This window comes from Kitasatospora sp. NPDC089797 (genome assembly GCF_040684795.1).
Taxonomy (GTDB): Bacteria; Actinomycetota; Actinomycetes; order Streptomycetales; family Streptomycetaceae; genus Kitasatospora.
In genome coordinates, this window is the sequence record NZ_JBFBGS010000038.1 from 1 (window position 1) to 25,664 (window position 25,664).

The 25,664-nt window shown below is 75.2% G+C and carries 30 protein-coding genes; 12 read left to right on the top strand and 18 right to left on the bottom strand.

Going from position 1 to position 25,664, the window contains the following annotated elements:
- The 5 genes from AB0O91_RS27620 to AB0O91_RS27640 form a co-directional block, all read right to left on the bottom strand.
- Positions 1 to 288: DUF397 domain-containing protein (locus tag AB0O91_RS27620; RefSeq protein ID WP_363438299.1), on the bottom strand; the 288-nt coding region annotated here is incomplete at its 3' end.
- Between the two features lie 169 nt (positions 289 to 457).
- The gene (locus tag AB0O91_RS27625) at positions 458 to 667 is read right to left on the bottom strand and encodes a DUF397 domain-containing protein (RefSeq protein WP_363438302.1); all 210 of its coding nucleotides are present in this window, start codon (positions 665 to 667) and stop codon (positions 458 to 460) included.
- A 105-nt stretch (positions 668 to 772) separates the two neighbouring features.
- Complete coding sequence (locus AB0O91_RS27630) at positions 773 to 1,117, bottom strand: DUF397 domain-containing protein (protein WP_363438305.1); 345 nt, start codon at positions 1,115 to 1,117, stop codon at positions 773 to 775.
- Positions 1,118 to 1,279: 162 nt separating this feature from the next.
- Entirely contained in the window at positions 1,280 to 1,489 is a 210-nt protein-coding gene (locus tag AB0O91_RS27635) for a DUF397 domain-containing protein (protein ID WP_363438307.1), read from the bottom strand.
- Entirely contained in the window at positions 1,474 to 2,313 is an 840-nt protein-coding gene (locus AB0O91_RS27640; RefSeq protein ID WP_363438310.1) for a DUF5753 domain-containing protein, read from the bottom strand. Before AB0O91_RS27640 ends, AB0O91_RS27635 begins: the two co-directional genes overlap by 16 nt.
- Positions 2,314 to 2,433: 120 nt before the next feature.
- On the opposite strand from AB0O91_RS27640, the gene AB0O91_RS27645 reads away from it, so the two are divergent.
- From AB0O91_RS27645 to AB0O91_RS27655, 3 genes are all read left to right on the top strand, one after another.
- The gene (locus AB0O91_RS27645) at positions 2,434 to 2,637 is read left to right on the top strand and encodes a hypothetical protein (RefSeq protein ID WP_363438313.1); all 204 of its coding nucleotides are present in this window, start codon (positions 2,434 to 2,436) and stop codon (positions 2,635 to 2,637) included.
- On the top strand, positions 2,634 to 2,873 hold the full coding sequence (locus AB0O91_RS27650) for a hypothetical protein (protein ID WP_363433040.1): 240 nt from the start codon (positions 2,634 to 2,636) through the stop codon (positions 2,871 to 2,873). Before AB0O91_RS27645 ends, AB0O91_RS27650 begins: the two co-directional genes overlap by 4 nt.
- A gap of 75 nt (positions 2,874 to 2,948) precedes the next feature.
- Positions 2,949 to 3,416, top strand: coding sequence for an NUDIX domain-containing protein (locus AB0O91_RS27655; RefSeq protein WP_363438316.1), 468 nt, complete (start codon positions 2,949 to 2,951; stop codon positions 3,414 to 3,416).
- Positions 3,417 to 3,424: 8 nt separating this feature from the next.
- Here the strand turns inward: AB0O91_RS27655 and AB0O91_RS27660 are convergent, their stop codons facing one another.
- The gene (locus AB0O91_RS27660; protein WP_363438319.1) at positions 3,425 to 3,973 is read right to left on the bottom strand and encodes a hypothetical protein; all 549 of its coding nucleotides are present in this window, start codon (positions 3,971 to 3,973) and stop codon (positions 3,425 to 3,427) included.
- Between the two features lie 124 nt (positions 3,974 to 4,097).
- Here AB0O91_RS27660 and AB0O91_RS27665 point away from each other — a divergent pair, with 124 nt between their 5' ends.
- The 3 genes from AB0O91_RS27665 to AB0O91_RS27675 are packed head-to-tail and all read left to right on the top strand — an operon-like array spanning position 4,098 to position 6,389.
- Positions 4,098 to 4,694, top strand: coding sequence for a MarR family transcriptional regulator (locus tag AB0O91_RS27665; RefSeq protein ID WP_363438321.1), 597 nt, complete (start codon positions 4,098 to 4,100; stop codon positions 4,692 to 4,694).
- Positions 4,694 to 5,554 carry an ATP-binding cassette domain-containing protein gene (locus AB0O91_RS27670; protein ID WP_363438324.1) on the top strand — a complete coding sequence of 287 codons (861 nt, stop codon included), beginning with the start codon at positions 4,694 to 4,696 and terminating at the stop codon, positions 5,552 to 5,554. Before AB0O91_RS27665 ends, AB0O91_RS27670 begins: the two co-directional genes overlap by 1 nt.
- Positions 5,514 to 6,389, top strand: coding sequence for an ABC transporter permease (locus tag AB0O91_RS27675; RefSeq protein ID WP_363438327.1), 876 nt, complete (start codon positions 5,514 to 5,516; stop codon positions 6,387 to 6,389). The genes AB0O91_RS27670 and AB0O91_RS27675 overlap by 41 nt, the downstream gene beginning before the upstream one ends.
- 123 nt (positions 6,390 to 6,512) lie before the next feature.
- Here the strand turns inward: AB0O91_RS27675 and AB0O91_RS27680 are convergent, their stop codons facing one another.
- From AB0O91_RS27680 to AB0O91_RS27690, 3 genes are read right to left on the bottom strand one after another with little or no spacing between them, the layout of a single operon-like run.
- Positions 6,513 to 7,286 carry a DUF6875 domain-containing protein gene (locus tag AB0O91_RS27680; protein ID WP_363438330.1) on the bottom strand — a complete coding sequence of 258 codons (774 nt, stop codon included), beginning with the start codon at positions 7,284 to 7,286 and terminating at the stop codon, positions 6,513 to 6,515.
- On the bottom strand, positions 7,283 to 7,990 hold the full coding sequence (locus AB0O91_RS27685; protein ID WP_363438333.1) for a GNAT family N-acetyltransferase: 708 nt from the start codon (positions 7,988 to 7,990) through the stop codon (positions 7,283 to 7,285). Before AB0O91_RS27685 ends, AB0O91_RS27680 begins: the two co-directional genes overlap by 4 nt.
- Positions 7,987 to 9,537 carry an aminotransferase class I/II-fold pyridoxal phosphate-dependent enzyme gene (locus AB0O91_RS27690; RefSeq protein ID WP_363438336.1) on the bottom strand — a complete coding sequence of 517 codons (1,551 nt, stop codon included), beginning with the start codon at positions 9,535 to 9,537 and terminating at the stop codon, positions 7,987 to 7,989. The genes AB0O91_RS27685 and AB0O91_RS27690 overlap by 4 nt, the downstream gene beginning before the upstream one ends.
- Before the next feature lie 288 nt (positions 9,538 to 9,825).
- Here AB0O91_RS27690 and AB0O91_RS27695 point away from each other — a divergent pair, with 288 nt between their 5' ends.
- A complete protein-coding gene (locus AB0O91_RS27695) occupies positions 9,826 to 11,370 on the top strand; it encodes a multicopper oxidase domain-containing protein (protein WP_363438339.1) in 1,545 nt (514 codons plus the stop codon).
- A gap of 76 nt (positions 11,371 to 11,446) precedes the next feature.
- Here the strand turns inward: AB0O91_RS27695 and AB0O91_RS27700 are convergent, their stop codons facing one another.
- Together AB0O91_RS27700 and AB0O91_RS27705 are read right to left on the bottom strand one after the other, a co-directional pair.
- Positions 11,447 to 12,940, bottom strand: a complete 1,494-nt coding sequence (locus AB0O91_RS27700; protein ID WP_363438342.1) for an FAD-binding protein — start codon at positions 12,938 to 12,940, stop codon at positions 11,447 to 11,449.
- A 172-nt stretch (positions 12,941 to 13,112) separates the two neighbouring features.
- On the bottom strand, positions 13,113 to 13,454 hold the full coding sequence (locus AB0O91_RS27705; RefSeq protein ID WP_363438345.1) for a hypothetical protein: 342 nt from the start codon (positions 13,452 to 13,454) through the stop codon (positions 13,113 to 13,115).
- Between the two features lie 513 nt (positions 13,455 to 13,967).
- Between AB0O91_RS27705 and pgm the strand changes: the two genes are divergently transcribed.
- Complete coding sequence (pgm, locus tag AB0O91_RS27710; RefSeq protein WP_363438348.1) at positions 13,968 to 15,608, top strand: phosphoglucomutase (alpha-D-glucose-1,6-bisphosphate-dependent); 1,641 nt, start codon at positions 13,968 to 13,970, stop codon at positions 15,606 to 15,608.
- A gap of 68 nt (positions 15,609 to 15,676) precedes the next feature.
- On the opposite strand, the gene AB0O91_RS27715 is transcribed toward pgm, so the two are convergent.
- Complete coding sequence (locus AB0O91_RS27715; RefSeq protein ID WP_363438350.1) at positions 15,677 to 16,921, bottom strand: MFS transporter; 1,245 nt, start codon at positions 16,919 to 16,921, stop codon at positions 15,677 to 15,679.
- A gap of 169 nt (positions 16,922 to 17,090) precedes the next feature.
- Between AB0O91_RS27715 and AB0O91_RS27720 the strand changes: the two genes are divergently transcribed.
- Positions 17,091 to 17,417: a transcriptional regulator gene (locus AB0O91_RS27720; RefSeq protein WP_363438353.1), complete on the top strand. Its 327-nt coding sequence runs from the start codon at positions 17,091 to 17,093 to the stop codon at positions 17,415 to 17,417.
- An 11-nt stretch (positions 17,418 to 17,428) separates the two neighbouring features.
- Complete coding sequence (locus AB0O91_RS27725; RefSeq protein ID WP_363438356.1) at positions 17,429 to 18,145, top strand: HAD family hydrolase; 717 nt, start codon at positions 17,429 to 17,431, stop codon at positions 18,143 to 18,145.
- Between the two features lie 240 nt (positions 18,146 to 18,385).
- On the opposite strand, the gene AB0O91_RS27730 is transcribed toward AB0O91_RS27725, so the two are convergent.
- Positions 18,386 to 18,679, bottom strand: coding sequence for a GNAT family protein (locus AB0O91_RS27730; RefSeq protein ID WP_363438359.1), 294 nt, complete (start codon positions 18,677 to 18,679; stop codon positions 18,386 to 18,388).
- A gap of 85 nt (positions 18,680 to 18,764) precedes the next feature.
- Here AB0O91_RS27730 and AB0O91_RS27735 point away from each other — a divergent pair, with 85 nt between their 5' ends.
- Entirely contained in the window at positions 18,765 to 20,351 is a 1,587-nt protein-coding gene (locus tag AB0O91_RS27735) for an AMP-binding protein (RefSeq protein WP_363438362.1), read from the top strand.
- Between the two features lie 49 nt (positions 20,352 to 20,400).
- Here AB0O91_RS27735 and AB0O91_RS27740 read toward each other — a convergent pair whose 3' ends face one another.
- Entirely contained in the window at positions 20,401 to 20,922 is a 522-nt protein-coding gene (locus AB0O91_RS27740; protein WP_363438365.1) for an AAA family ATPase, read from the bottom strand.
- 171 nt (positions 20,923 to 21,093) lie between these two features.
- Here AB0O91_RS27740 and AB0O91_RS27745 point away from each other — a divergent pair, with 171 nt between their 5' ends.
- The gene (locus AB0O91_RS27745) at positions 21,094 to 21,486 is read left to right on the top strand and encodes a hypothetical protein (protein ID WP_363438368.1); all 393 of its coding nucleotides are present in this window, start codon (positions 21,094 to 21,096) and stop codon (positions 21,484 to 21,486) included.
- A 21-nt stretch (positions 21,487 to 21,507) separates the two neighbouring features.
- Here AB0O91_RS27745 and AB0O91_RS27750 read toward each other — a convergent pair whose 3' ends face one another.
- From AB0O91_RS27750 to AB0O91_RS27765, 4 genes are all read right to left on the bottom strand, one after another.
- Positions 21,508 to 22,113, bottom strand: a complete 606-nt coding sequence (locus AB0O91_RS27750) for an AAA family ATPase (protein ID WP_363438371.1) — start codon at positions 22,111 to 22,113, stop codon at positions 21,508 to 21,510.
- 194 nt (positions 22,114 to 22,307) lie between these two features.
- Positions 22,308 to 24,092, bottom strand: coding sequence for an NRAMP family divalent metal transporter (locus AB0O91_RS27755; RefSeq protein ID WP_363438374.1), 1,785 nt, complete (start codon positions 24,090 to 24,092; stop codon positions 22,308 to 22,310).
- Between the two features lie 337 nt (positions 24,093 to 24,429).
- Positions 24,430 to 24,999, bottom strand: coding sequence for a DUF6328 family protein (locus AB0O91_RS27760; RefSeq protein WP_363438376.1), 570 nt, complete (start codon positions 24,997 to 24,999; stop codon positions 24,430 to 24,432).
- A 45-nt stretch (positions 25,000 to 25,044) separates the two neighbouring features.
- On the bottom strand, positions 25,045 to 25,626 hold the full coding sequence (locus AB0O91_RS27765) for a MarR family transcriptional regulator (RefSeq protein WP_363438379.1): 582 nt from the start codon (positions 25,624 to 25,626) through the stop codon (positions 25,045 to 25,047).
- Positions 25,627 to 25,664 lie beyond the last annotated feature (38 nt).

Here is a 25,664-nt window from a genome sequence, read left to right on the forward strand (position 1 = left end):
GGTGGGGAAGAGGAGGGCCGGGCCGGAGGGGTCCTTGGAGTCACGGACCGGCATGACGCCGACGAACCCTTCGGCAACTTCGATGCAGGCCCCGCAGTTTGCGCTGCTGTGTGAGCTCTTGCGCCAGGAAGCGTTGGTCAGGTCGAGATCCATTCCAGGTCCCTCCTTGCTGCGCGGATGGAAGGCCGGAGATCCGGCCTGGTCGAGCGCATCGATCGCCGGTCGATCGTAGCTCTTGAGCACGGTGGCAACCGACTTGGTGCCGCGATCGACGAAGCTGCGCTGCAACTCCCGGCCGTCGAGCCGTATGAGCGGGCCCCTACCCGATGGTTGCGCAGGAAGTCGGCGGAGCTGCATGTGTATCGGCCGGGGTTGTGGCTGACCGTGCCTGGTGGTTGGGGGAGCGGAGTCGGCGCCGCCGCCCCGGGGGCCGGGGCGGCGGCGTTGCCAACTGTGCTCAGTGGGTTCCGAGTTCGCCGGTTCGGATGGCGGTGACGAAGGCCTGCCAGGCGTTGTTGGGGAAGAGGAGGGCCGGGCCGTGAGGGTCCTTGGAGTCGCGGACTGGCATGACGTCGACGAAGTTGTCGGCGACCTCGATGCAGGCGCCGCCGTTCGCGCCGCTGTACGAACTCTTCCGCCAGGAAGCGTTGGTCAGGTCGACATCCACTCCAGGTCCCTCCTTGCTAGCGGATGAAAGCCAGTGATTCGGCCAGGTCAAGAGCCTCGATTGCAACCTGCCATGTCGGCAAAGGAGGCAGAACCATGGGCTGGGTCAGTGGGTGTCGAGTTCGCCGGTGCGGATGGCGGTGACGAAGGCCTGCCAGGCGGCGGTGGGGAAGAGGAGGGCCGGGCCGGAGGGGTCCTTGGAGTCACGGACCGGCATGACGCCGACGAACCCTTCGGCAACTTCGATGCAGGCCCCGCCGTTTGCGCTGCTGTGTGAGCTCTTGCGCCAGGAAGCGTTGGTCAGGTCGAGATCCATTCCAGGTCCCTCCTTGCTGCGCGGATGGAAGGCCGGAGATCCGGCCTGGTCGAGCGCATCGATCGCCGGTCGATCGTAGCTCTTGAGCACGGTGGCAACCGACTTGGTGCCGCGATCGACGAAGCTGCGCCGCAACTCCCGGCCGTCGAGCCGCAGGAGCGGGCCCTTACCCGATGGTTGCGCAGGAAGTCGGTGGTGCCGACTTCCTGCGCGGAGCCGCATGTGCATCGGCCGGGGTTGTGGCTGACCGTGCCTGGTGGTTGCGGGAGTTGAGGTCGGCGGCGCCGCCAACTGCACTCAGTGGGCGTCGAATTCTCCGGTTCGGACGGCGGTGACGAAGGCCTGCCAGGCGGCGGTGGGGAAGAGGAGGGCCGGGCCGGAAGGGTCCTTGGAGTCACGGACCGGCGCGACTCCGGCGAAGTTGTCGGCGACCTCGACGCAGTTTCCGCCGCCTCCGCCGCTGTATGAACTCTTCCGCCAGGAAGCCTCACTCAGGTCGACATCCACTCCAAGTCCCTCCTCGTTGCGCGCATGAAGGCCAGTGACTCGGCCTGGCCATGGGCCTCGACCGCAAGCCGATCGTAGCTCCTGGTAAGTGCGGCAACCGACTTGGTGTCGCGATCGATGAACCCGCGCTGCTCAACCTCGCCGTATGCGAGAACTTTGCGGTTCGGCATGGTAAGGAGCGTCGCCATGTGGGTGAACGGCCGGTGCTCTCCCAGAGAGTACGGGACAACCTGAATGACCACATTGGGGCGCATGCTCATCTGTTCAAGATGGAGCAACTGTTCGATCATGACGTCTCGTCCGCCGATGATCCTCCTGAAGCAGCCTTCGTCCATCGCCACGTGCAGGAGCGGGGGAGCGGCCCGCTCGAGGATCTTTTGGCGGGCGAGTCGGAATTCGATGCGTTCTGCGGCGAGCTTCTCGCTCCCGCCGGTTTGCCGGGCGTGGCCCATTTCGATCGCTGTTGCGTAGGCCCGGGTTTGCAGAAGCCCGTTGATGACGTTGATCTCGATGGTCCGAATCTGCTCCGCGAGCGCCTCATAGTGGGCGAACTCCGGGAAACCCTCCAGGATCGCTGCGTTCTTCAGCTGATACCACATCAGCAGCATGGTGCCGCCGGTGTCGAGCGCGATGTCGGCCAGCTCGGCGAGCTTGCGACTCGGGGGCCGGTGCGCAAGTTCGACGTAGGACAGGTGCGAGGGGGAGCACTCCAGGAGGGGTGCGAGGTCGTCCAGCAGCAGGCCTCTGGCCTCGCGGAAGTTGCGGAGTTGGATCCCGAAGGGGGCCCACGGGCTGGACTCCGGGTCAATCTTTTTCTTGTTCATGGCAGTTCTCAACTTCCGGTGAACCCCGAGGCATGAAGCAGGCCACTTCCGATGCTAGGTGACTCCGGGCCACCATATGCAACAGAACGTGAAACTCCGATCGCAGAGAGTTCGACTGCCATGGCTCATGCCCAAGTCCCCCGTCTCCACGGCTACGGCGTCCTGTGGGACGCCGGTGACCGCTGCTACCGGGTGCGCAACGAGATGACCGACGAGTGGCTGCTGGACGCCGCCACCGGCGAGCGTGCCTGCTACTCCTCCTTCAACGCGGCCTTCAGCGCGTGGCGTTGCTTCGAGGTCCACAAGCGGCCGGGGGAGCGGTGACCCTCTCGCGGATCACGGCCGAGCAGCGCCGGCAGGCCGCCGCCGTCCTGGATGACCTGACCACCGTCCTCGCGCTCGGCCGGGTCCAACTCCCCACCCTCGAGGTCGACTGGGACACCGGCCGCCAGAGCTGCGAGTACCTGCTCCACCTCACCGCCCGGCCCCTCGATCTGCTGCGCGTCGTGGACCTGCTGCGCAAGGGCCTGCGCTACGAGCGCCTCACCTATGACGACTGAACTCCTCGCGCGCATCGCCTGGTTGGCCGCGTTCGGCGTCGTCCTCCTCTGTGCCCTCAGAAAGTGAACCCCCTCATGCACGACCCCCGTCTGCTCGCCAAGCCCCCGATCTGCCGGCTCGGCTGCCTCGTCCTGCTGCGCAACCAGCGCGGTGACGTCCTGCTCGTCGACCCCGACTACCTGGACGGCATGATCCTGCCCGGGGGCCCGGGCAAGGCCAACGAGCCCCCGCACCGCGCGGCGGCCCGTCACCTGCACGCCCAGACCGGCATCATCGCCCGCCTGACCCACGTCACGGCGCTGGACTACAACCCGGCCGACCGCAACCTGGAGCGCCTGGCCCTGGTCTTCGACGGCGGCACCGTACGCGACGAGCACCCGATCACCGTCCCCGCCCAGCACCGCAGCCGCCTGCACGGCGCCCGCTTCGTTCCGGTGCGCGAACTCCCGCGCCAGATGGCCCCCTCCCAGGCCGCCCGCGTCACCGAGGCCCTGGCCGGCCGCACCCTGCCCCTCCTCCAGCACGGCCAACGCCCCGACTGACCCGGCCGTCAGACACCCGCACCCGAACCGGAGGCCGGGGCCGGGTGCTGCGCGCCCAGCGCACTGCTGGTGGGCACCGGGTCGGGCCGCCCGTCGTCGCGCTGGCCGCAGGAACGGGCCAGGAACAGGCCCAGGCCCGTCGCCACGACCGCCACCGCGAGGACCGCGGCCAGCACCCGCCCCCCACCGCCCCGCCCGCCCCCGCCCTGCCCGCCCCCGCCGGACCCCGCACCCGAGGCACCGGACGCCGTCACCCCCGCCGCCCCCGCCGACGGCGCGGCGGGCCAGCGTGCCGCCAGCGCCCGGCCCAGGTCGGGGTCGATCGCCAGCAGCTCCTCCAGCGCCTCGGCCGCCTCCCGCCGCGCCCCCTCCTCGCCCGGCGCCTCACCCAGGCGCCGCAGCGCCCGCCGCCAGCGGGGCAGGCGCCCCAGCCGCTCCCGTACCGGCCCCAGCAGCGGCCCGAACGCCGCCTGCTCCGCGCCCGCGGCCCCCGCCGCCTGCTGCGCCAGCGCCGCCACCACCGCCCGGGCGAGCCCGCAACAGTCCCCCTTGGACATCCAAATCCCCCTGGAATAAACCGAGTTGGACCAACCCCCTACCCACCGTGCCCCGCCCCCGCACCCCGGGTGGCCGGTTTCGCCCTCTCGACAGATACCTCTCAATGAGAGCTAAAATCGGATTATGACAACGGGAACGAGACCAGAGCCCGAACCACCCGGGGACGACGCCCTCGCGGACGACTTCTCCACCCTCCTCATCGGCATCCAGCGCATGCTGCGCCGCCGCCTGCGCCAGGGCATGGAACAGCCCCGCCTGCGCGGCGCCCAGGTCGAACTGCTGCGCCTGGTCACCGCCACCCCCGGCCTGCGGGTCTCCGAGGCCGCCGAGGAACTGTGCCTGGCGGGCAACTCCGTCTCCACCCTGGTCAACCAGCTGGTCGCCCAGGACCTGCTGCGCCGCGAGGTGGACCCGGGCGACCGGCGTGCGGCCCTGCTCTACGCCACCGAGGCCGCCGAGCAGCGGATCGAGGCCTGGCGCGTGCGCCGACGTGCCCTGATGGGCGAGCTGGTCGCCGGCCTGCCCGCACCGGAGCGCACCGCGCTGGCCGCCGCCCTGCCCGCGCTGCGGGGCCTGGCCGAGGGCCTGCGCGCCCTGCCGGAGGAAAGCGCCCTGCCGGAGGAAAGCGCCCTGCCCGGGGAAAGCGCCCTGCCCGGGGAAAGCGCCGTGCCCGAAGGAAGCGCCCTGCCGGGGCAGCGCGCCTTGTCCGAGGAGGAGTGATGGACCCCAACGACCAGGACGCCGTGGTGTGCCAGGGCCTGGAGTACGTCTTCACCCACGGCCGCGGCAAGGCCACCCGGGCGGTGGACGGCATCGACCTGACGGTGCGCACCGGCGAGGTGTTCGGCCTGCTGGGCCCCAACGGCGCGGGCAAGACCACCACGATCCGCGCGATCACCACCCTGCTGCCGGTGGGCGCCGGCATGGTGCGCGTCTTCGGCCACGACGCCACCCGCCGCCCGATGGAGGTGCGGCGCCTGCTCGGCTACGTGCCCCAGCAGCTGTCCGCCGACGCCGGGCTGACCGGCCGCGAGAACGTGGCCCTGTTCGCCCGGGTCTTCGACGTCTCCCACGCCGAGCGCGCCCGGCGCGTGGCCCAGGCGCTGGCGGCCGTCGACCTCACCGAGGCCGCCGACCGGATGGCCGCCACCTTCTCCGGCGGCATGGTGCGCCGCCTCGAACTGGCCCAGGCCCTGGTCAGCGCCCCGCGCCTGCTGGTGCTGGACGAGCCGACCATCGGCCTGGACCCGATCGCCCGCACCGGGGTGTGGGAGCGGGTGGACGCCGTGCGCCGGGCCACCGGCATGACCGTGCTGGTCACCACCCACTACATGGACGAGGCCGACCGCCACTGCGACCGCATCGCCCTGATGGACCGCGGCCGCATCCGCGCCCTGGGCACCCCCGCCGAGCTCAAGGAGGAGGTCCGCCGCGACGGCGGCGCCCCCGACGACCCCGCCCAGGACGTGACCCTGGACGACGTGTTCCGCCACTTCGCCGGCCGGGACCTGGCCGACGCCACGGAAGGAGACTTCGGTGATGTCCGCCGTACCCGCCGCACGGCCAACCGCGTCGGCTGACCCCGTGCCGGCCGCCCCCGCCCCCCTGCCGGACCTGGACCTGCTGCTGATACCCCCGCGCGCCCGCACCGGCTGGCGCGTGGTGCCCGCCCGGGTCGCCGCGATGTGCGCGGTGGAACTGCAGAAGCTGCGCCACGACCGCACCGAGCTCTACACCCGCGCCGTCCAGCCCGCGCTGTGGCTGCTGATCTTCGGGGAGACCTTCACCCGGCTCAAGGCGATCCCCACCGGCGGCATCCCGTACCTGGACTACCTGGCGCCGGGGATCATCGCGCAGTCCGCGATGTTCATCGCGATCTTCTACGGCATCATGATCATCTGGGAGCGGGACTCCGGGGTGCTCACCAAGCTGCTGGTCACCCCGACCCCGCGCGCCGCCCTGGTCACCGGCAAGGCCTTCGCCGCCGGGGTCAAGGCCGTCATCCAGGCGGTGGTGGTGGTGCTGATCGCCGCCGCCCTCGGGGTCGCGATGACGTGGAACCCGCTGCGCCTGCTGGGGGTGGTGGCGGTGGTGCTGCTCGGCTCGGCGTTCTTCTCCTGCCTGTCGATGGCGATCGCCGGGATCGTGCTGACCCGCGACCGCCTGATGGGCATCGGGCAGGCGATCACCATGCCGCTGTTCTTCGGCTCCAACGCCCTCTATCCGGTGCACCTGATGCCGGGCTGGCTGCAGGCCGTCAGCAAGGTCAACCCGCTGAGCTACCAGGTGGACGCGCTGCGCGGGCTGCTGATCGGCACCCCCTCCCACCTGCCGCTGGACTTCGGCGTCCTGGCGCTGTCCGCGGTGGCGGGCATCGCGGCGGCCTCCGCCCTGCTGGGGCGCCTGGCCCGCTAGCGGACGGGGCCGCGCGCGGAGCCCGGCGCCGACCGGGCTCCGCGCGCGTGGTGGGGGCGGCTGGTGGTGGGGGCGCCCGCACCAGGACCGCCGGTCCCGGGGGCCGGAGACGGCCCCCGGGGGTCAGACGGTCACGGGGCTGCGCGCGGTCAGGCCGGTGACGAGCTGGTCGCGGATGCGGGCGGGGACCTGCGGGGCGAACCGGGCCAGGTAGTGGGCCAGGTGGACCGGGTCGCCCAGGAGGAAGGGCAGGTCGAAGACCAGCAGCTTGCGCACGGCCAGCAGCGGGACCGGGGCGCGCAGCGGGCGGAAGGCGCCGTTCCACAGGCCCGGTTCCTCGCACACCGGGTGGAACTGGCCGATCATCAGGCCCTGTTCGACGAACTCGTCCTTGGCGCTGCGCTGGAGGTCGTCCAGGACGGTGGAGTCGGTGCGGTCCAGCCGGGGCAGCACCAGCAGCACGGTGAGCAGCTCGCGGTCGCCCTCCTCGGTCAGGCCGGCCAGCAGGCGGTCGTAGTGCGCGCGCAGTTCGCCGACCAGGGCGGGCAGGCCGGCGCCGGGGCCGGTGCCGGTGCCAGGGACGGTCCCGGTGGCGGCGTCGGTGACGGCGAGGTGGAACAGGCCGCGGCGCAGCGAGGGCTGGGTGTAGGGGCAGACCGGGCCGCTGCGGCCCAGGTCGGGGTGGGCGGTGGTGAGGAAGCGGCGGGCCCAGTGCAGGACCTCGGCGGCCTCGGGGTGGGCGCGGGCGGCGCCGGCGTCGACCTGTTCGGCGCTGAACAGGCGCAGCGCGCCCGGCCCGGCGGCGGTGGCGGTGGCGGTGACGCGGGCGGGTGCGGGTGCGGGTGCGGGCGCCGTGCGGGCCGGGGGCGCGGGGGCGAGGGCGGCGGGGGCGGTCATCGGGGCCCCCGCCACACCGGGTTGAGGCGCGGTCCGCCGCCGGGCAGGGCGATGGCCTCGCCGAAGCGGGTGAAGCCGGCGCTGGCGCACAGGCGGGCGCCGCCCGTGGAGCTGGTCTCGGCGTAGGCGGCCTGGCCGTGCCGGTCGACCTCGGTGGTCAGGGCCTCGATCAGGGCCCGGCCGGCGCCGGTGCCGCGGGCGTCGGGGTGCACGCCGACGAAGGCGAGGTAGAAGTGCGGGCGGTGGCGGGGGTGTCGGCGTTCCTGGCGGCGGGTGATGGCGGCCAGCCGGCGGGCGCAGTCGGGGTGGCGGGCGGTGTCGATGGCCCGGTCCAGGGCGCGTTCGGCGGCCCGGTCGGCGGCGCGGTCGTGGTGGCCGGGGTCCTCCCAGGCCCCCGGCGGCAGGAACAGCAGCGCCCCCAGCGGGGCGGCGGTGGCGTCGGCGCCGTCGCGGGCGGTGAGCACGCCGTGGTGGGGCAGGCACCGGTCGAGGTGGAGGCGGAAGAAGGCGGGCAGCACCCGGGCGCGGTGCTCGGGGTCGGGGAAGGCCCAGCGGGTGAGCGGGTCCTCCTGGAAGGCGGCGGCCAGGACGCGGGACAGCGCCCCGGCCTCCTCGGCGCGGGCGGGGCGGGCGACGGCCCGGGCGGGCGGCGCGCCGGCGGGCGGTGCCGCGGCGGGTCGCACGGGGGCGGGGGCGGTGGTCAACGCGGGCTCTCCTCGGCAACGGACGGCGGGGCGGCGGCAACGGCGGTGGCGGCGGTTTCGGGAACGGCGGTGTCGGATCCGGAGGCAGCAGCGGAGGCGGAGGCGGAGGCGGAGGCAGCGGCAGTGGCGGCAGTGGCGGCAGTGGCGGCGGTGGCGACGGCGGCGGTGGCCTCGGCCGCCAGGGCGGCCACCCGCTCGTGCAGCCGCGGCACCCACCCCTCGGCCTCCGGCTTGATCAGCACGCTGCGCAGCACCCGCGCCCCGTCGGCGTCCGCGCGCAGCCCGGGGTGGCGGCGGGCGAGGTCGGCGGCGTCCACCCGCAGCGTGCTCAGGAAGACCGGGTCCTGTTCGTCGGCCATGCCCGCGCGCAGCACCCGCTCCACGGCCGCGTCCACGCCCGACAGCGCGGCGTGCGGGGCGCGCGGGGTGGGGAAGTAGGTGACGATGTCCAGCTGCGGCACCTGGTCGAGCGTCAACTCCTCGCTGGTGTCGATCAGTTCGGCCCAGGCCAGGGCGGCCCGGCGGCCCGCCGCCAGCACCCGGCCCAGCCCGTCGGCGGTCAGCGGCAGCAGTTGCAGGGTCAGCCACAGGGCGGCGGCCGAGGCGCCGGCGCGCGAGCACTCCAGGCTGATCTCGCCCAGGTGCAGTTCGGCGTCGGTGAAGTAGGTGTACGGGGAGTCGTGGGCGAAGTGGCGCCCGATCGCCGGGTCGGCGAACAGCACCGCCCCGCACCCGTAGGGCTGGAGGCCGTGCTTGTGGGGGTCGACGGTCACCGAGTCGCAGCCGGCGATCGCCCGCCACGGCGCCGGGTCGATGCCCAGCTCGGCCGCCTGCTGCGGGTCGCGGCCCAGCAGGGCGAAGAACCCGCCGTAGGCGGCGTCCACGTGCACCCGCGCCCCGTGGCGCCGGGCCACCTCCAGCACCTCGTGCACCGGGTCGACGGCGCCCTGCCCGGTGGTGCCGCAGGTGACCACCACCGTGCCCACCCGCCCGGTGCGCAGCAGCTCCTCCAGGGCGCCCACGTCCATCCGCCCGTCGGCGCCGGCGGGCACCGGGTGGCCCTGCAGGCCCAGCACGTGGCACATCCGGCTGTGGGTGTAGTGGGCCTGCGCGCCGTAGGCCACGCCCCGGTCGGGGTGGCACTGGCGGGCCACGTACAGGGCCTCCAGGTTGGCGATGGTGCCGCTGGAGGTCAGGTGGCCCACGTGCGCGGGCAGGCCGAACATGCCCGCCAGCGCCGCCACGCACTCGCGCTCCATGTCGTTGGTGGCCGGACCGCCCTCGTAGGCGTGGTTGTTGGGGTTGAAGCGCATCGCCGTCAGGTAGCCCACCACGGCCGCCGGGTGCGGGGGCTTGACCATCTGCCCGGCGTAGCGCGGGTGGAAGAACGGGTAGTTGCGCTCCAGGCGCCCGGCGAAACGCTCGAACGCGGCGGCGAACTGCGCCTCGTCCACCGCGTTGGCAGGGTGCGGGGTGTACGGCCCGAACCGCTCGCCCCACCGCTCGGCCACCTCGGCCGCCCTGGGCAGCCAGTACCGCAGGTCCACGGGGACCCTTCCTTCGCATCCGGCGGACTCCCTCGCGGGGCCCGGCTCTTGAGGGTTCTTCGAGTGCGTCCCGAGCAACCGTGACCGCCCCCGCGCAAGCCGTCCGCAACATCCGCAGCTCACCCCCGCACCGCCCCCGCACCCGCCCGCACCGCCGCCGAGCACCCCATCCAGGCCCCAACGGCACGTGAGGAGGCGCTGCTGCAATCACCCCGGAGCACGCCCCCGACCGGAGGGGCCGCCCGGCCCGCCCGGGCCGCACGTGCCGCACGGGGAGGACCTGAGGCGATGGTGACCAGACGCAGGATGATCGGCGCCGCCCTGGCGACCGGGGGAGGGGTCCTGCTGCTGCGCGCCACCGCGCGCCCGGCCCCCGACCAGGGCGCCCGCACCGCCGCGGCCGCCCACACCGCCGACCACCCGGACACCATGGCCGGCATGGCGGGCATGGACGGCACCGCCGCGGCACCGGGCCCCGACCCGGGCCCCGACACCGGCCCCGCCCTGGCCCCGAAGTTCACCGCCGCGCTGCCCCTGCCCCCGGTGCTCAGCCCCGTCGACACCGCCGGCGGCACCGACACCTACAGCGTCACCATGCTCCGCTCCTTCGCCCGCATCCTGCCCGGGCACCGCACCGAGGTCCTCACCTACAACGGCGCCTTCCCCGGCCCCGTCATCCGGGCCCGCTCCGGGCGCCCCGTCGTGGTGCGCCAGCGCAACCTGCTCGACGACCCGGTCTCCGTCCACCTGCACGGCGCCGCCGTGCCCGCCGACTCCGACGGCGGCCCGATGAACCTGCTGGCCGCCGGCGCCACCCGTACCTACACCTACCCCAACGACCAGCCCCACGCGAGCCTGTGGTTCCACGACCACGCCCACGGCCTGGAGTCCGAGCACGTCTACCGCGGCCTGGCCGGCAGCTACCTGCTCACCGACGCCACCGAGGAGGCCCTGCCGCTGCCCGCCGGCCGCTACGACCTGCCCATCGCCCTGCGCGACGCCCGCTTCGACGCCGCCGGACGCCTCGTCTACCGCATGGACGACCCCGCCGGGCGCGCCACCATCCTCGCCAACGGCCGCCCCTGGCCCAAGGTCGAGGTCGCCGCCCGCAAGTACCGGCTGCGCCTGCTCAACTCCTCCAACCTGCGCTTCTTCTCCCTGCGCCTGGCCGACGGCGGCCCGATCACCTGGATCGGCTCCGACGGCGGCCTGCTGGAGCGCCCCCACACCACCGACACCGTCGACCTCTCCCCCGGGGAGCGCGCCGACGTCGTCGTCGACTTCTCCCGCTACCCGGTGGGCTCCAGCGTCGTCCTCACCAACGCCATGCCGCCCGGACCCGCCGAACACGTCGGCGTCGTGCTGCGCTTCGACATCACCCGCGCCGCCCACGACCCCAGCTCCGTACCGCAGCGGCTGCGCACCCTGCCGGCCCCGCCCGCCGCCGTCGCCCGCGAGCGCACCGTCGTCCTGGAGGTCGACGAGACCCCCGGCGCGGCGCCGCGCGGCATGATCGACGGCAAGGTCTACGACCCGAACCGCGTCGACGCGGCGGTGGCCTTCGGCAGTTCGGAGATCTGGACCGTCGTCAACGCCAACAAGGACACCCCGCACAACTTCCACCTGCACCTGGTGCAGTTCCGGGTGCTGGCCCGCAACGGCAGGGCCCCCGGCCCCGAGGAGGGCGGCCTCAAGGACACCGTGCGCCTGCTGCCCGGCGAGAGCGTGCGCCTGCAGGCCGCCTTCACCTCCTACCGCGGCCGCTACCCCTACCACTGCCACCTGCTGGACCACTCCGCGATGGGCATGATGGCCCAGATGGAGATCGCCTGACCCCGCCGCCCCCGACGCTGGACGGCGGCGGGGGCGGCGGGGTCGGCGGGGTCGGGGTGCCGGGGTGGGCGGCGCGTCAGGAGGCGTGGATGCCCTGCCCCGGGGTCAGGATCCCCGCCGGGTCGTAGCGCCGCTTGGCCCGCCGCACCCGCTCCCACAGCCCCCCGTAGTGCCGCGCCCAGTCCGCGCCCGTCATCCCCGGCACCGCCCCGATCAGGTACCGCTTGCCGCCCAGCTCCACGGCCCGCTCGTACAGCCGCCGGTTGCGCTCCAGCATCCCCGCCACGTCCGCGCCCGGCGCGGGGAAGGCCAGCAGGTCGAAGTGCCAGCCCACCGCCTCCCCGGGCAGCACCGCCAGCGGCGTGCGCACCCGCTCGCGCGCGTACGGGTAGAACAGCAGCAGCCCCGCCCCCAGGTCCGCCGCCGTCAGCAGGGCGGCCGCCTCGCGCATGAACACCCCCGCCGTCGAGGCCGGCAGGAACAGGCTCAGCCACGGCTTGGGCAGCCCCCAGAACCCGGCCGAGCGCAGGTAGCCCGCGAACGCGTCCACCCGGAACGCGTACTCGCGCCAGCTCTGCTCCACCACCGACGTCTCACCCGCCACCGGCGACAGCCCCGCCAGCAGGCGGGCCCGGTCCACCGGGGCGCCGTCCGCCTGCCCGTACGCCACCAGCTCCGCCGTGTAGCGCCACCGCCCGCCGTCGGGGCTGCGCACCACGTTGCCGACCTGGAGGTCGAAGCGGCCGTCGGCCAGCACCGCCTGCTGGTCCGCCAGGTAGGCGTCCAGGTCGTCGTAGGCGAGGGTGAAGACGGTGGCGCGGGCGGGGGCGGGCACCAGGTCGAGCGTGGCGCGCACGATGATCCCGGCCTGTCCGCCGCCGGCCAGCACCGCCTCGAAGAGGTCCCGGTTGCGGGTGCGCGAGGCCGTCACCAGCTCGCCGGTGCCGGTGACCACCTCCAGTTCGCGCACGGTGTCCGTCTGCAGGCCGTGGTGCTGGACCGCGCCGCCGATGCCGCCCACGCTCAGCGTGCCGCCCACCGACAGGTGCAGGTAGTCCGTCAGCACCGGCGGCACCCAGCCGGCGGCCAGGCCCGCGTCGGCCAGGCGCGCCCAGGTGACGCCGGCCTCCACCACGGCCCGGCCCGGGCGCACCGAGACGATCCGGTCCAGGCCGCGGGCGTCGATCGCGATGCCGCCGCGGGGGTTGGCCTGGCCGTAGCTGGAGTGCGACTCCAGCCCCGCCGCGCCGAGCACCGCCGCGTCGCCGCTCTGGCCGTTGACCGCCACCGGGATGCGGTGGCGGCGGGCGAAGGCGAGGGCCTTCTGCACGTCCCGCACCGAGGCGGGGCGCAGCACCGCGCGGGGCGCGGCGCTGACCAGGTGCCCGAAGTCGCCGGAGAACCGCTCCAGGCCCCGGCCCGTGAGGGTCATGCTCCCCTCCAGGGCGGGCAGTTCGGCGACGTCGGCGCCGCTGTCGGCGGCCCAGGCGCCGGTGGCGGTGTTCCAGCCGACGACGGCGGCGCCGGCGCCGGCGATCAGGGCGCGGCGGGACAGGCCTGACCTGCTCATCTCGGGGTTTCTCCGATCAGTCGTCAAATAGGGATTGTTGTACCGCAACCATCGTGCGGGCGCCTACTGGTCCGTACGGCGCCGCCGGCCCTGCGGGCGCACGTCACCTCCCGTTCGCCCGCAGCCGCCGGGTCCCGCCCGGGGCGGCCCCGGGCGAACGGGAGGCGGGGGCTCAGCGGTCGCTCTGGCCCAGGCGGCGTTCGATGTGGCGCAGTTCGGCCATCGTGTGGTCCCACATGTGCCGCTGGTAGGCGGGCGCGTCGGCGGGGATGCGGGCGGCGACGGCCCTGGCCTCGTCCAGCAGGGCCTGGCGCGCGCCGGGGCGGCGGGCCGCGCGGGGGTCGGTCTCGCTCAGCTCGCGCAGGACGTAGGCGAGCCGGTAGGCGTGGACGCGGGGGCTGACGGTGTACAGGATCCGGTAGACCCACAGCCCCTCCTCGCCGGTGAGGATCCGCTCGTTGTGTCCCATCAGCCGCATCCGGGCCTTCAGTACCAGGTCCTTGTGAACGCTCAAGTCCCGTGTCCCCCTTCATCGTTGTGCTGTGTTCGGCCCGCTCCCCGCGGTGGCGCCGGGGCGCGACGGCGCGCGCGCCGGCCGCCCGGGCGAGCGGGCGGCGGCGCGTGGGCCGCGGAAGGGGAGGGGGTGTTGCACGAGTGTGCGGGGTGCGCGGGGCAGCGGGCAAGGCGCAGAAAGGGTGTGCTGCGTCCTACCGCAACCCTTGCCTGACCTGGCAGGATTGGGGTCGGCACCCTCCCGGGCCGGGCCGGCAGGCCGCCCCCGGGGGCGCAGTGCGCGCCCGCCGTCGCCGCCCGTGCCGTCCGCCCGCCGCCGCCGGCCCCCGGCCGACGCCGCTCCGCGCCGCGCCGCTCCGGTCCGCGCCGGTCCGCGCCGCTCCGGGCCGGAAAGCCCTCCCCGGCGCCCCGCGGCGGCCCGTACGGTTCGGGGCACCGCCGTGTTCTGGCTACGATCGGTCAGCGCGGGGCGAGGACGTATCGCGCGTTTCGGGAATTCGGCGGGAGTAAACGGATGGCACACGCACGGGCCGGGCAGCCGGCGCAGCCCGGGGACCTGGTGGACGTGGCGCGGCTGGTGACGGCCTACTACGCGCTGCGGCCGGACCCGCAGGAGGTGGCGCAGCGGGTGGCGTTCGGCACCTCGGGGCACCGGGGTTCCTCGCTGGACGCGGCGTTCAACGAGGACCACATCGCCGCGACCACGCAGGCGATCTGCGAGTACCGGGCCGAACAGGGCGTCGCGGGCCCGCTGTTCCTGGGCGCGGACACCCACGCCCTCTCGGAGCCGGCGAAGGCCACCGCGCTGGAGGTGCTGGCCGCCAACGGCGTGCACGTGCTGATCGACGCCGCGGACGGCTACACCCCCACCCCGGCGGTCTCGCACGCGATCCTGGCCCACAACCGGCGCAGCCCCCGGGCGCTGGCGGACGGCATCGTGGTCACCCCCTCGCACAACCCGCCGCGCGACGGCGGCTTCAAGTACAACCCGCCCAGCGGCGGCCCGGCCGGCTCGGCGGCCACCGGCTGGATCCAGGACCGCGCCAACGAGCTGATCCGCGAGGGCCTGCGCGGGGTGAAGAAGGTCCCCTACGCGCGGGCGCTGGCCGCCGCCACCACCGGGCGCCACGACTACCTGGGCGCCTACGTCCAGGACCTGCCCTCGGTGCTGGACCTGGACGCGGTGCGGGCCGCGGGGCTGCGCATCGGCGCCGACCCGCTGGGCGGGGCGTCGGTGGCCTACTGGGGGCGCATCGCCGAGGCCCACCGGCTGGACCTGACGGTGGTCAACCCGGTCACCGACCCGACCTGGCGCTTCATGACGCTGGACTGGGACGGGAAGATCCGGATGGACTGCTCCTCCCCGGCCGCGATGGCCTCCCTGATCGGCCGCAAGGACGAGTACGCGATCGCGACGGGCAACGACGCCGACGCCGACCGCCACGGCATCGTCACCCCCGACGGCGGCCTGATGAACCCCAACCACTACCTGGCGGTGGCCGTCGACTACCTCTACCGCCACCGCGCCGAGTGGCCCGGCGACGCGGCCGTGGGCAAGACCCTGGTCTCCTCCTCGATGCTCGACCGCGTCGCCGCCGACCTCGGCCGCCGGCTGCTGGAGGTCCCGGTCGGCTTCAAGTGGTTCGTCGACGGCCTGCTGGAGGGCTCGATCGCCTTCGGCGGCGAGGAGAGCGCCGGCGCCTCCTTCCTGCGCCGCGACGGCGGGGTGTGGACCACCGACAAGGACGGCATCCTGCTGGCCCTGCTCGCCGCCGAGATCACCGCCGTCACCGGCACCACCCCCAGCGCCCGCTACCGCGAACTGACCGGGCGTCACGGCGCCCCCGCCTACGCCCGCGTCGACGCCCCCGCCGACCGCGAGCAGAAGGCCCGCCTGGCCCGCCTGGCCCCGGAGCAGGTCGGCGCCGCCCAGCTGGCCGGGGAGAAGATCACCGCGGTGCTCTCCCACGCCCCCGGCAACGGCGCCGCCATCGGCGGCCTCAAGGTCTGCACCGACAACGCCTGGTTCGCCGCCCGGCCCTCCGGCACCGAGGACGTCTACAAGATCTACGCCGAGTCGTTCCTGGGCGCCGAGCACCTGGCGCGGGTCCAGCAGGAGGCCCGCGCGCTGGTCGGCGAGGTGCTGGACGCCTGACGGCCGAGGTCTGACGGCCTCCCGCTCCCGGTGCCCGGCCCCCGCGCGGGGGGCCGGGCACCGGCGTCTCAGGCGCCGGTCCGCGCCCGCCCCGAAGACCCCTCCCGGACCAGGGTCTCAACCTCAGGTTTAGGGTGAGACATGGCTCGGGATCCGGCCCCGGCCGGGGCGCCCGCGCGCCCGTCGCGGGTGGTCGCCGCCGCCGTCGCCCAGGCCACCAGCGCCAGCACCGCCGCCGCCAGCGGGAACCACCGCCCGCCCAGCACCGCGATCGCCGCCGACCCCGCCACCCCGCCCGCCGCCGTCCCCAGGTACAGGGCACTGCTGTTCAGCGAGATCAGCAGCGGCGCGTTCGCCGGGTCCAGCGAGGCCAGCCGGTGCGGCAGCGCCACCGACACCGCCCACCCCGCCAGCGGCACCACCGCCGCGTACCCCAGCGCCCCCGGCATGCTGCGCCCCAGCCAGGGCAGCGCGGCGAAGGCGCAGGCGGCGACGGCGGAGCCGGTCAGCAGCACGGCGCGCACCCCGGCCCGGTCGACCAGGCGCCCGCCCAGCCAGCTGCCGGCCACCGACATCACGCCGGTGGTCAGCAGGACCAGGCCGAGCCGGCCGGCGTCGCCGCCGGTGGCGCCGTGGACGGCGGTGGCGAGGTAGATGTAGACGCTCTGGAAGGCGAGGAAGAAGGCGAGGGTGGTGGCGGCCGCGCCGAGCACCCCGCGCCGGCCCAGCGGGGCCAGGCGGGCCCGGAGGGTGGGCGCGGCGGCGGGGGCCGGCAGGTCGCGCAGCAGGGCGGCGAGGCCGGCCAGCGCGGCCAGGCCCAGCCCGGTGACCAGCCACATGGTCAGCCGCCAGTCGGCGCGCCCGACCCAGGTGCCCAGCGGCACGCCCAGGGCGGTGGCCACGGTCATGCCGCCGAGCACGGTGGCCAGGGCGCGCCCGCGCCATTCGGGGGCGACCAGGGTGGTGGCGACCGCGTTGGCGGTGGGGGTGTAGAGGGCGGCGCCGGCGGCGGCCAGCACCCGGGTGGCCAGCAGCAGTTCGTAGGTCGGGGCGAGGGCGCTGAGGGCGTTGGCGGTGCTGAAGACGGCGAGCGCGGTCAGCAGCAGGCGCCGGCGCGGCCAGCGGGCGGTGGCGGCGGCCAGCGGCGGGGCCAGCAGTGCGTAGCCGAGCGCGAAGACGGTGACCAGCTGGCCGGCGGCGCCCACCGACACCCCCAGGTCGGCGGAGACCGGGCCGAGGATGCCGGCCACGACCATGGCATCGGTGCCCATGGCGAAGGTGCCGAGGGCGAGCAGGAGCAGGCGTACGGGCACGGGAGGCCCCCCGGGAGATTGTTGGACGGACATGCAACGGTTTGATGCTCGCCAAACAATCGAGGATGGGTGGATGATTGTCAAACCATCCCCGCCGCCGACCGCCCCCCAGCCCCAGCCCCCAGCCCCAGCCCCCAGTAGCCAGTAGCCCAGGACCGGAGCCGCCCCCATGACCGACGACGAGCGCCTGCCCCAACCCGCCACCGCCGACCTCGACCTCGTCACCGTCCTGCACGCCCTCGGCGACCCCGTCCGCATGCGCCTGCTGCTCAGCTACGCCGACGGCGCCGAACACTCCTGCGCCCCCCGCGACCTCGGCCTCGAGCACCTCCACAAGTCGACCGTCTCCCACCACATGCGCGTCCTGCGCGAAGCCGGCGTCACCACCACCCGCGTCGCCGGCCGCAACCGCTTCGTCCGCCTGCGCCGCACCGACCTCGACACCCGCTTCCCCGGCCTCCTCGACGCCCTCCTCGCCGCCGCCCCCACTCAGTAGGGGGACCACCGATGCCGATCAAGGGCGTGCTCTTCGACATCGACGACACCCTCTTCGACTACACGGGCACCGAACGCGCGGGCATCCTCGCCCACCTGTACGACACCGGCCTGCTCGACCTCCTCCCCGCCCCGCAGGACGCCGCGACCCTGTGGCACACCGTCATGCGCACCCAGTACGCCCGCTACCTCGCCGGCGAACTCACCTTCCACGGCCAGCAGTACGAACGCACCCGCCGCTTCCTCGCCCACCTCGGCCGGCCCGGCGCCGACCACCTCACCGACGCCCAGGCCGCCACCTGGTTCGCCGGCTACGCCGCCCACCGCGACGCCGCCCGGCACGCCTTCCCCGACGCCCTCCCCGCCCTCACCCGCCTCGCCCCCCACTACCGCCTCGGCGCCGTCTCCAACGCCGACACCGACCAGCAACGCCGCAAACTCGCCGCCGTCGGCCTGCTCGACCACCTCGGCGACGCCCTCGTCTGCTCCGACCGGCACGGCCAACCCAAACCCGCCCCCGGCATCTTCCACGCCGGCTGCGCCGCCCTGGGCCTGCCCCCGCACCAAGTCGCCTACGTCGGCGACGACTACGCCCTCGACGCCGAGGGCGCCCACGCCGCCGGCCTGCACGCCTACTGGCTCGACCGCGCCGCCACCGCCGCCCCGGTCGCCGAGGGCATCCGCGTCCTGCACACCCTCGACGCCCTGCCCCGGGCCTTCGCCTCCTGAGGGCTGCCGGGTGCCTGCGCGGGAAGTCGGCGGGGTCGACTTCTGGCGTGCGGGGGCGGGGGGTTCGAGGGCGTAGGCCCGGGCGGCGCGCACTCTCCGAGGGCTGCCCGGGCCCGGCCGACTTCCCGTGCGGGGGAGTGGTTGCCGTGCGCGGGCGGGGAGTTCGGCCGTTGCCCCTCCCGGCCGCGGGCTGTGTGCGTGGGAAGTCGGCGCAGCCGACTTCCCACGCACCGGGGGCCGTTACGGCGCCGGGGCGTCGGCGCCCAGGAGGGTGCGGCAGGCCGGGGTGAGGCCGTGGACCGCTACCGGGAAGGGCGGGCCCGCCCAGTGCTCGCGCGCCAGGCACAGCCGCCGGGTCTCCACCACCCGCCCGTCCAGGACGTCACGGCTGATCCCGTCCGGCAGGTAGCCCAACTTGCGGGAGACCGCCAGCGAGGCGTGGTTGTCCGTGAACGCCGCCGACGCCGCCGCGACCGCCCCCAGCTCCGCGAACGCCAGGTGCAGCATCGCCGCCCGCAGCACGGTTTCCGGCACCCGTGCACGGCCCAACTCCCCACCGCGCGGCCGACCGTGGGGCTAGGGTGGAACGATGGTTGCACCCTGCACACAAGAAGTGGCCGTGCCCGACCAGGAGTTCGTCAGCGCGCCCGCCCTGATCCTGCGCTCCCTCGCCTCCGACCCCGACCGGCGCGCCCTCACCACCGCCGACGGCGTCGAGATCACCGCCGGTGAGTTCGCCGCCGCCACCTACCGGCTCGCCCACGAGCTGATCGCCCGCGGCGCCGGCCGCGGCGCCACCGTCACCCTGCTCACCGGCAACACCCCCGAGGCGCTCAGCGCCCGCTACGCCGCGGGCCTGGCCGGCGCCCGGGTGGTCAACCTGTACGACGGCATGAGCGCCCCGGTCCTGGCCGAGATCACCACCAGCGTCGACACCACCGTCCTGCTCGTCGACGCAGAACGCCACGCCGACGCCCCCGCCCTGCTGTCCCTGCTCGACGGAGCGCAGCGCCCGACCGTCCTCACCCTGGGCCCCGGACCGAAGGAGCACGCCGAGGACTCCACCGAGGAGTCCGCCGGGGGCCTCGGCGAGGACGTCCTCGCCGCGTTCGCCCACCACCCCGCCGAGGACCCGGGCGTCCCGGTCGGCCCCGACGACGACCTCGGCATCCGCCACACCGGCGGCACCACCGGAATCCCCAAGGGCATCCTCAGCCTCCACGGCCCCTACCGCCGCGCCTTCGACGTCCCCTTCGGCGACGCCCGTCCCGGCGCCGGGCGGCCGCGCTTCCTCGCCGCCACCCCCCTCGCCCACCTGGCCGGCGTCCTGGCCGACCTGACCCTCCAGCACGGCGGATCCGTCGTCCTCCAGCGCTCCTTCGACCCCGGCCGCGTCCTCGCCGCGATCGAGCGCGAGCAGATCACCGACCTGTGGGCGCTGCCCCCGCTGCTCTACCAGCTGCTGGACCACCCGGACCTCGCCCGCACCGACCTGTCCAGCGTGCAGCAGGTCGCCTACGGTGGCTGCGCCGCCTCCCCGGCCCGCATCCGTGAGGCGATCGAGGTGTTCGGGCCCGTCCTGGTCAGCGGCTACGGCATGTCCGAGGCCCAGAACATCGCCGTCCTCGGCCCGCGCGAGCACGACCGCGTCGGCCCCGACGGCCGGCTCCCGGTGGGCCGCCCCCTGCCCGGCGTCCAGGTGGCGATCCGCGCCGCCGACGGCACCGACCTGCCCGCCGGCGAGCAGGGCGCGGTGCACGTGCGCTCGGCCACCATCATGGCCGGCTACTGGAAGCGCCCCGACCTCACCGCCCAGGTGCTGCACGACGGCTGGCTGGACACCGGCGACGTCGGCTACCTCGACGCGGACGGCTACCTCTACCTCGCCGACCGCCTCAAGGACCTGATCATCGTCGTCGGCGGCCACGTCTACCCCACCGAGGTCGAGGAACTGCTCCTCACCCACCCGGGCATCGCCCAGTGCGCCGTCTACGGCGTCCGCGACGAGCAGCAGGCCGAACACGTCCACGCCGCGGTCGTCCCCGCCCCGGGGCAGCGGCCGCAGCTGGAGGAGGTCCGCGCCTTCGTCACCGCCGCCAAGGGCCGCATCTTCGCCCCCGAAGCCCTCCACCTGGTCGACGCCATCCCGCTGACCGCCGTCGGCAAGCCCGACCGCAAGCGGCTGCGCGAGGGCCTCCCGCACTGATCCCGCGCCCGGCCCGCAGCGCGACCGCCCGCCCGTGCCGGGCGGGCGGTCAGGCGCGGGTGAAGGCCACGACGGCCGCCAGCGGCGGGTCGTAGCCGTGCCCGGTGTCCACCCGCAGGCGGGGGACGTCCAGGGAGAGCGGGGTGAAGTCGTCCAGGAGGTTGCCGGGGCCGGGCGGGGCGGCGAGCAGGGCCCGGTCGGCGTGGGCGGCCCGGTGGGGGTCGGCGGCCAGCCGCTCGGCGATCCGGCGCCGGGCCAGCGCCGGCTCCACCCGGCAGTGCACCACCCGCAGTTCGGTGCGCCCGGCCAGGGGCTCCAGGCCGGAGCGCCAGAGCCGGTCCTGGTAGGCGGCCTCGGCGACCGCGCTCACCCCGGCGTCCACCAGCACCTCCAGGACGCCGAAGAAGGCGGTGCGCACCCGCTCGTCGGGGGCCGGGGTGCGGGTGCCCGCGTGCCGCAGGCCCTCCTTCACCTCGTCACGGCTGACCGCCGGGCAGCCGAGCGCCCGGGCCAGGGCGTGCGCCAGGGTCGTCTTCCCGCTGCCCGGCCCGCCGCTCACCACGATCAGCACCGCCCCCACCCTCCCCTTGCGCACCGCAGCGGGGGCGCAACCCGCCGCACCGCCAACCCTGTTGGGGACGTTGTACCCGAAACCTCCGCCGCTCGGGGCTCGTTGGACCCCGTACGGACCAAACGGCCCGGGCGGCGCCGCGCCGGCCGGGCCCGGACGGAGGGGAAGTTCATGACCGACACCGAAGCGGGCCCCACCACGCGCAGCGGCAGCCCGGACTCCGCGGTCGACCGGGTGGCCGACTTCTACGGCGCCTACATCGACGCCGTCTCCGACGGCACCGACGACCTGTCGGACCGTCTGCGCGCCCACTACCTCACCGAGGACCTGCGCCAGCGGCTGGCCGCCTGGGAGGAGGCCAACCACGCCGACGGCGTGCTGCGCGCCCAGGACGTGCCGACCGCCTGGGAGGTGCAGTACCACGACTCGGGCGCCGGGCACCTGTTCACCACCGTCACGCTGACCTGGGGCACCGGCCCGGACGCCGGGCACACCCGGCTGGCGGTGCAGAGCGACCTGAGCACCAAGCTGCTCTCGGACATCGAGGACGCCCCGGCGGCCTAGCGAGGGAGCCTCGGCCGCCGCTCAGTCCAGGGCGGCGGCCAGGCGGGCGGGCAGGGTGGCGTAGGGCAGGCAGTCGACCACGGGCAGGTGGTGGGCGCGGGCGCCGTCGGCGAGCCAGTCGGAGTAGCGGGCGCTGACGGCGGCGCGGGCGTGCTGGGGGCCGGCCCCGGGTTCGCGCCGGGCGTAGTTGGCGGCGATGGCGGCCGGGTCGCCCTGGTGGAGGAAGAGCGCGCGCACCCGGCGGCCCAGGGCGGCGGCCTCGGCGGCGGCGCGGGCGGCGGCCCGGGGGGTGAGGTAGTCGCCCTCGACGATCGCGGGCACGTCGACGCTCAGCCGGTTGCGCACGACGCCGAGCAGGGCCTCGTCCAGGGCGTGGGCGGTGGCGATCTGGAGCTCCAGGACGCGGTCGGCGCCCAGCTCCCGCTCCGGGTCGCCGTGGGCGGCGAAGTGGTGCAGCCCGGGGTGGGTGGCCGCGGTGGTGGCGGCCTGGAGGGCGGCGACGACGTCGTCGAACTCGACGGTGAACGCGCCGTGCTGCGCGGCGAGGTGCTCGGCGGCGCGGCTCTTGCCGAGGCCGGAGGCGCCGCCGATCAGCAGGACGTCCCAGGGGCGGTGGTCGGTGTGCATACGGTCACATTACGGGGGCGGCGGGCAGCGGTTTCCGGGCCCAGTGGGCTCTGTGGGGTGAGGGAGGCGCCCGGTGGGCGGCGCCTCCCGGCCTGGCCCCCGGCGCCGGAAGCCGGTCCACGGCCCGGTCCCGGCACCGCCGGGCGCCCCTGCCCGGCAGGGGCGCCCGACGGCCACGGGAGCGTGCGGGCCGGTCAGCCCGTGGACAGCTGGAGGGTCTTGACGGCGATCAGGGCGACGGCGAGCAGCAGGTAGCCGCGCAGGGTGAGCAGTCCGGCCGTGCGCTGGGCGGACATCCGCGGCCGGGGGAGGGTCTCCAGGGCGGGGGTGCGCCAGCGGGTGCGGTCCTGGGCGAGGGCGGTGCGGCGTTCGGCGCGGTTGAGGGCGGAGCCGTCCGGGTGCTGGACCTGCATCAGCCAGGCCTCGCCGGTGGGGCCGGGGGAGGCCTTGGCGTGGCGGGCGAGGAAGGCGTCGATGCGGGCGGTCTGCTCGGTGTACTGGGCGTGCAGGGCGATGAGGGTGCCGCCGACCAGGCCGAGGAACGCGCCGGCGGCGAAGCCCCAGGTGAGTTGGGCGGTGGTGAGGTCGGGGAAGAGGGTCGCGGCGGTCAGGGCGAGGGAGAGCAGGACGAGGGTCCACACGATGACGCCGGCGGTGATGTTCTGGCGGCGGGTGTTGACCCAGGGGCCGAGCACCGGGCGGTCGTTGCACAGCAGGAGCAGGAAGACGGTGGCGGAGGGCAGCAGGACGCCGGCCAGGGCCTGGACGCCCTGGGTGATCAGGCCCTGGAGGTGGGCGTCGGCGCTGAGGCAGACGGCGGCGGCCAGGGCGATCGGGACGGCGTAGCCGGCGTAGAACAGCGGGGCCCGGAGCGGGTTCCAGTGCAGGGAGTGGCGGTGTCCGAAGGCGTCGCCGAGGGTGTAGCCGGTGGCCAGGCCCACGGCGTTGGCGCCGATGAGGGAGGCGTTGAGCAGGACGAGGGCGAACAGCACGCCCAGCGTGCGGCCGCCGTGGCGGCTCAGGCCCTCGGCGACGGCGCCGGCGTCGGTGAACTGCCCGGCGAGCTCGGTGGGGTGCAGGACGGAGGCGGCGGTGGCCATGAGGGCGACCGCGCCGCCGATGACGACGGCGATGCCGATGGCCAGGTCGGCGCGGGCGTAGCGGATCCAGCGCGGGGTGATGCGCTTGTCGACGACGTTGGACTGCTGGAAGAACAGCTGCCAGGGGGCGACGGTGGTGCCGACGACGGCGACGATGACCAGCAACAGGGTGGAGTCGAGCCCGCCGGGGAACCGCGGTACCAGGCCGGCCGCGCTCTCGTCGGCGCGGGGGTGGGCGAGCAGGGCCATCGGCAGCACGAGCGCGTCGAGGGCGATCAGGGCGAACAGGAACCGTTCCCAGCGCCGGAACGAGCCGCCGGCGACGACGGCGAGCAGCAGGACGGCGGCCAGCGGCACCGCCGCGGCCCGGGGCACGCCCAGGTGGCCCAGGGCCTGGGAGACGCCGATGAACTCGGTGACCAGGGTCAGGGTGTTGACCAGCAGCAGGTCGGCGACGCTGAACACGCCCCAGAACCGGCCGAAGCGCTGGAAGATCAGCCGGGCGTGGCCGGCGCCGGTGACCGCGCCCAGGCGCACCACCATCTCCTGGTTGACGTAGAGCACCGGGATCAGCAGGGCCAGCGTCCACAGCAGTGCCATGCCGTAGTTCTGGCCGGCCTGGGTGTAGGTGGCCACCCCGCCGGCGTCGTTGTCGCCGACCATGACGATCAGGCCCGGGCCCATCACCACCAGCAGGGCCCGCAGGCGCCGGCGCAGGCCGCGGGGGCGGGCGGGGTCGTCCCGGCGGATCGTGCCGAGGGCGCCGACGATGTCGCCGAGGTGGGCGCTGTCCGCCACCGCGCCGGCGGGGTCCGCACGGTGCGGGGGGTGCGGGGCGGGGGCCGGCGGCGGGGCGGGGGCGGTGGGGCGGAAGGCCATGGCGCCTCTCCTCGGGTGTCCTCGGTCGCGGGCAGGCCGAGGACGCGCCGGTGCCCGGGGCGGGGCGGCGCGGGGAGCGCGGGAGCGTGTCCGGCCTGGCCGTACGGGCGGTCAGGGTGCAGGTGCGCGGGCGCTCCCGGTGGGGCGGTGGCGCCGCCCCCGGGGCTGCCGGGCAGCGCCAGTATGCCCCTGACCGGCGGTGACCTGTCAATTTGTCAACTCGGCGCCTCCGGCTCGTCGACGGCACGTGAACGGCTCATCAACTCGGCCGTGGCGGAGGCGGGTTGGCGGCCCCGGCCGGAGCGCGGCCGGGGCGGCCGGGAGCGGTCAGGGGCGGTCAGGGGTGGTGGCGGGCGGCGCGGCGCAGTGCCCAGGGCAGGACGAACCACAGCACCGCGAAGACCAGTGCGACGACGGCGGTGACCGCGACGGCGGGCACGGTGCCCAGGACGACGTCCAGCACCAGCAGCACGGCGCCGGTCAGCGCGCAGGCGAGCAGCAGCAGGCCGTACTGGGCGATGCGGGCGGACACGTGGACGATGCGGGCCTTGCCGGGGTGGCGGTACAGGCCGCGGTGCAGGGCCACCGGGGTGGCCAGCACGGCGGCGGCCACGACGGTCAGCAGCAGGGTGGTCACGTAGATGTCCTGCTGGGCGTCGGAGAGTTCCGCGAAGCGCGGGGTGAAGGCCACGCCCAGCAGGAACGCGAAGACGATCTGCACGCCGGTCTGCAGCACCCGCAGCTCCTGCAGCAGTTCCACCAAGCGCCGGTCGGCCCGCACCGCCGGGTTCTCCCAGCCGGGCGGCAGCGGCGCGGACCGGCCGGGGTCGGGGCCGGGGTCGCCGGGGACGGAACCGGGGGCCGGGGCGGGGTCGGGCTCGGGCGGGGGAGGGGCGCTGCTGCTCATGGGTCACATTGTGCGGGTGCGGCGGCGGGCCGGGCCGGCGTGCGGTCAGTCGGCGGGGGCCGGGCCGTCCGCGGGGCCGGCGCCGTCCAGGCGGTGCTGCCAGGCGGCGAGCAGGGACTGCAGGGCGGCGGCCTCCGCGGGCTCCAGGAGGGCGAGCAGGCGGTGCTCGTTGCGCATGTGGGCGGTGAACGCCTCGTCGATCAGGCGCAGTCCGGCCCCGGTGAGGGCGACCACCCGGGCGCGCCGGTCGCCCTCGGCGGTGCGGCGGGTGACCAGGCCGGCCCGCTCCAGGCGGTCGACCCGCTTGGTCATCGCGCCGGTGGTGACCATGGTGTGCGCGGCCAGTTCCCCGGGGGCCCGCTCGTAGGGGGCACCGGCCCGGCGCAGCGCGGCGAGCACGTCGAACTCGCCCTCGCCCAGGCCGTAGTGCCGGTAGACGAGGGCGAGTTCGGCGCTCAGCCGGTCGGCGAGGCGGTGCAGGCGTCCGATCACGGCCTGCGGGGAGACGTCGAGGTCGGGGCGTTCGCGCCGCCACTCGGCCTGGATCAGCTCCACGCGGTCCCCGGGCCGCCCCGGCGCGGTGCGCTCCCCGGGGGCGGTGATCGGCCCGGGCTGGTTGTGCTCCATGGCCCCACCCTACCCGGACGGCTTCCCGGGAAGCTATA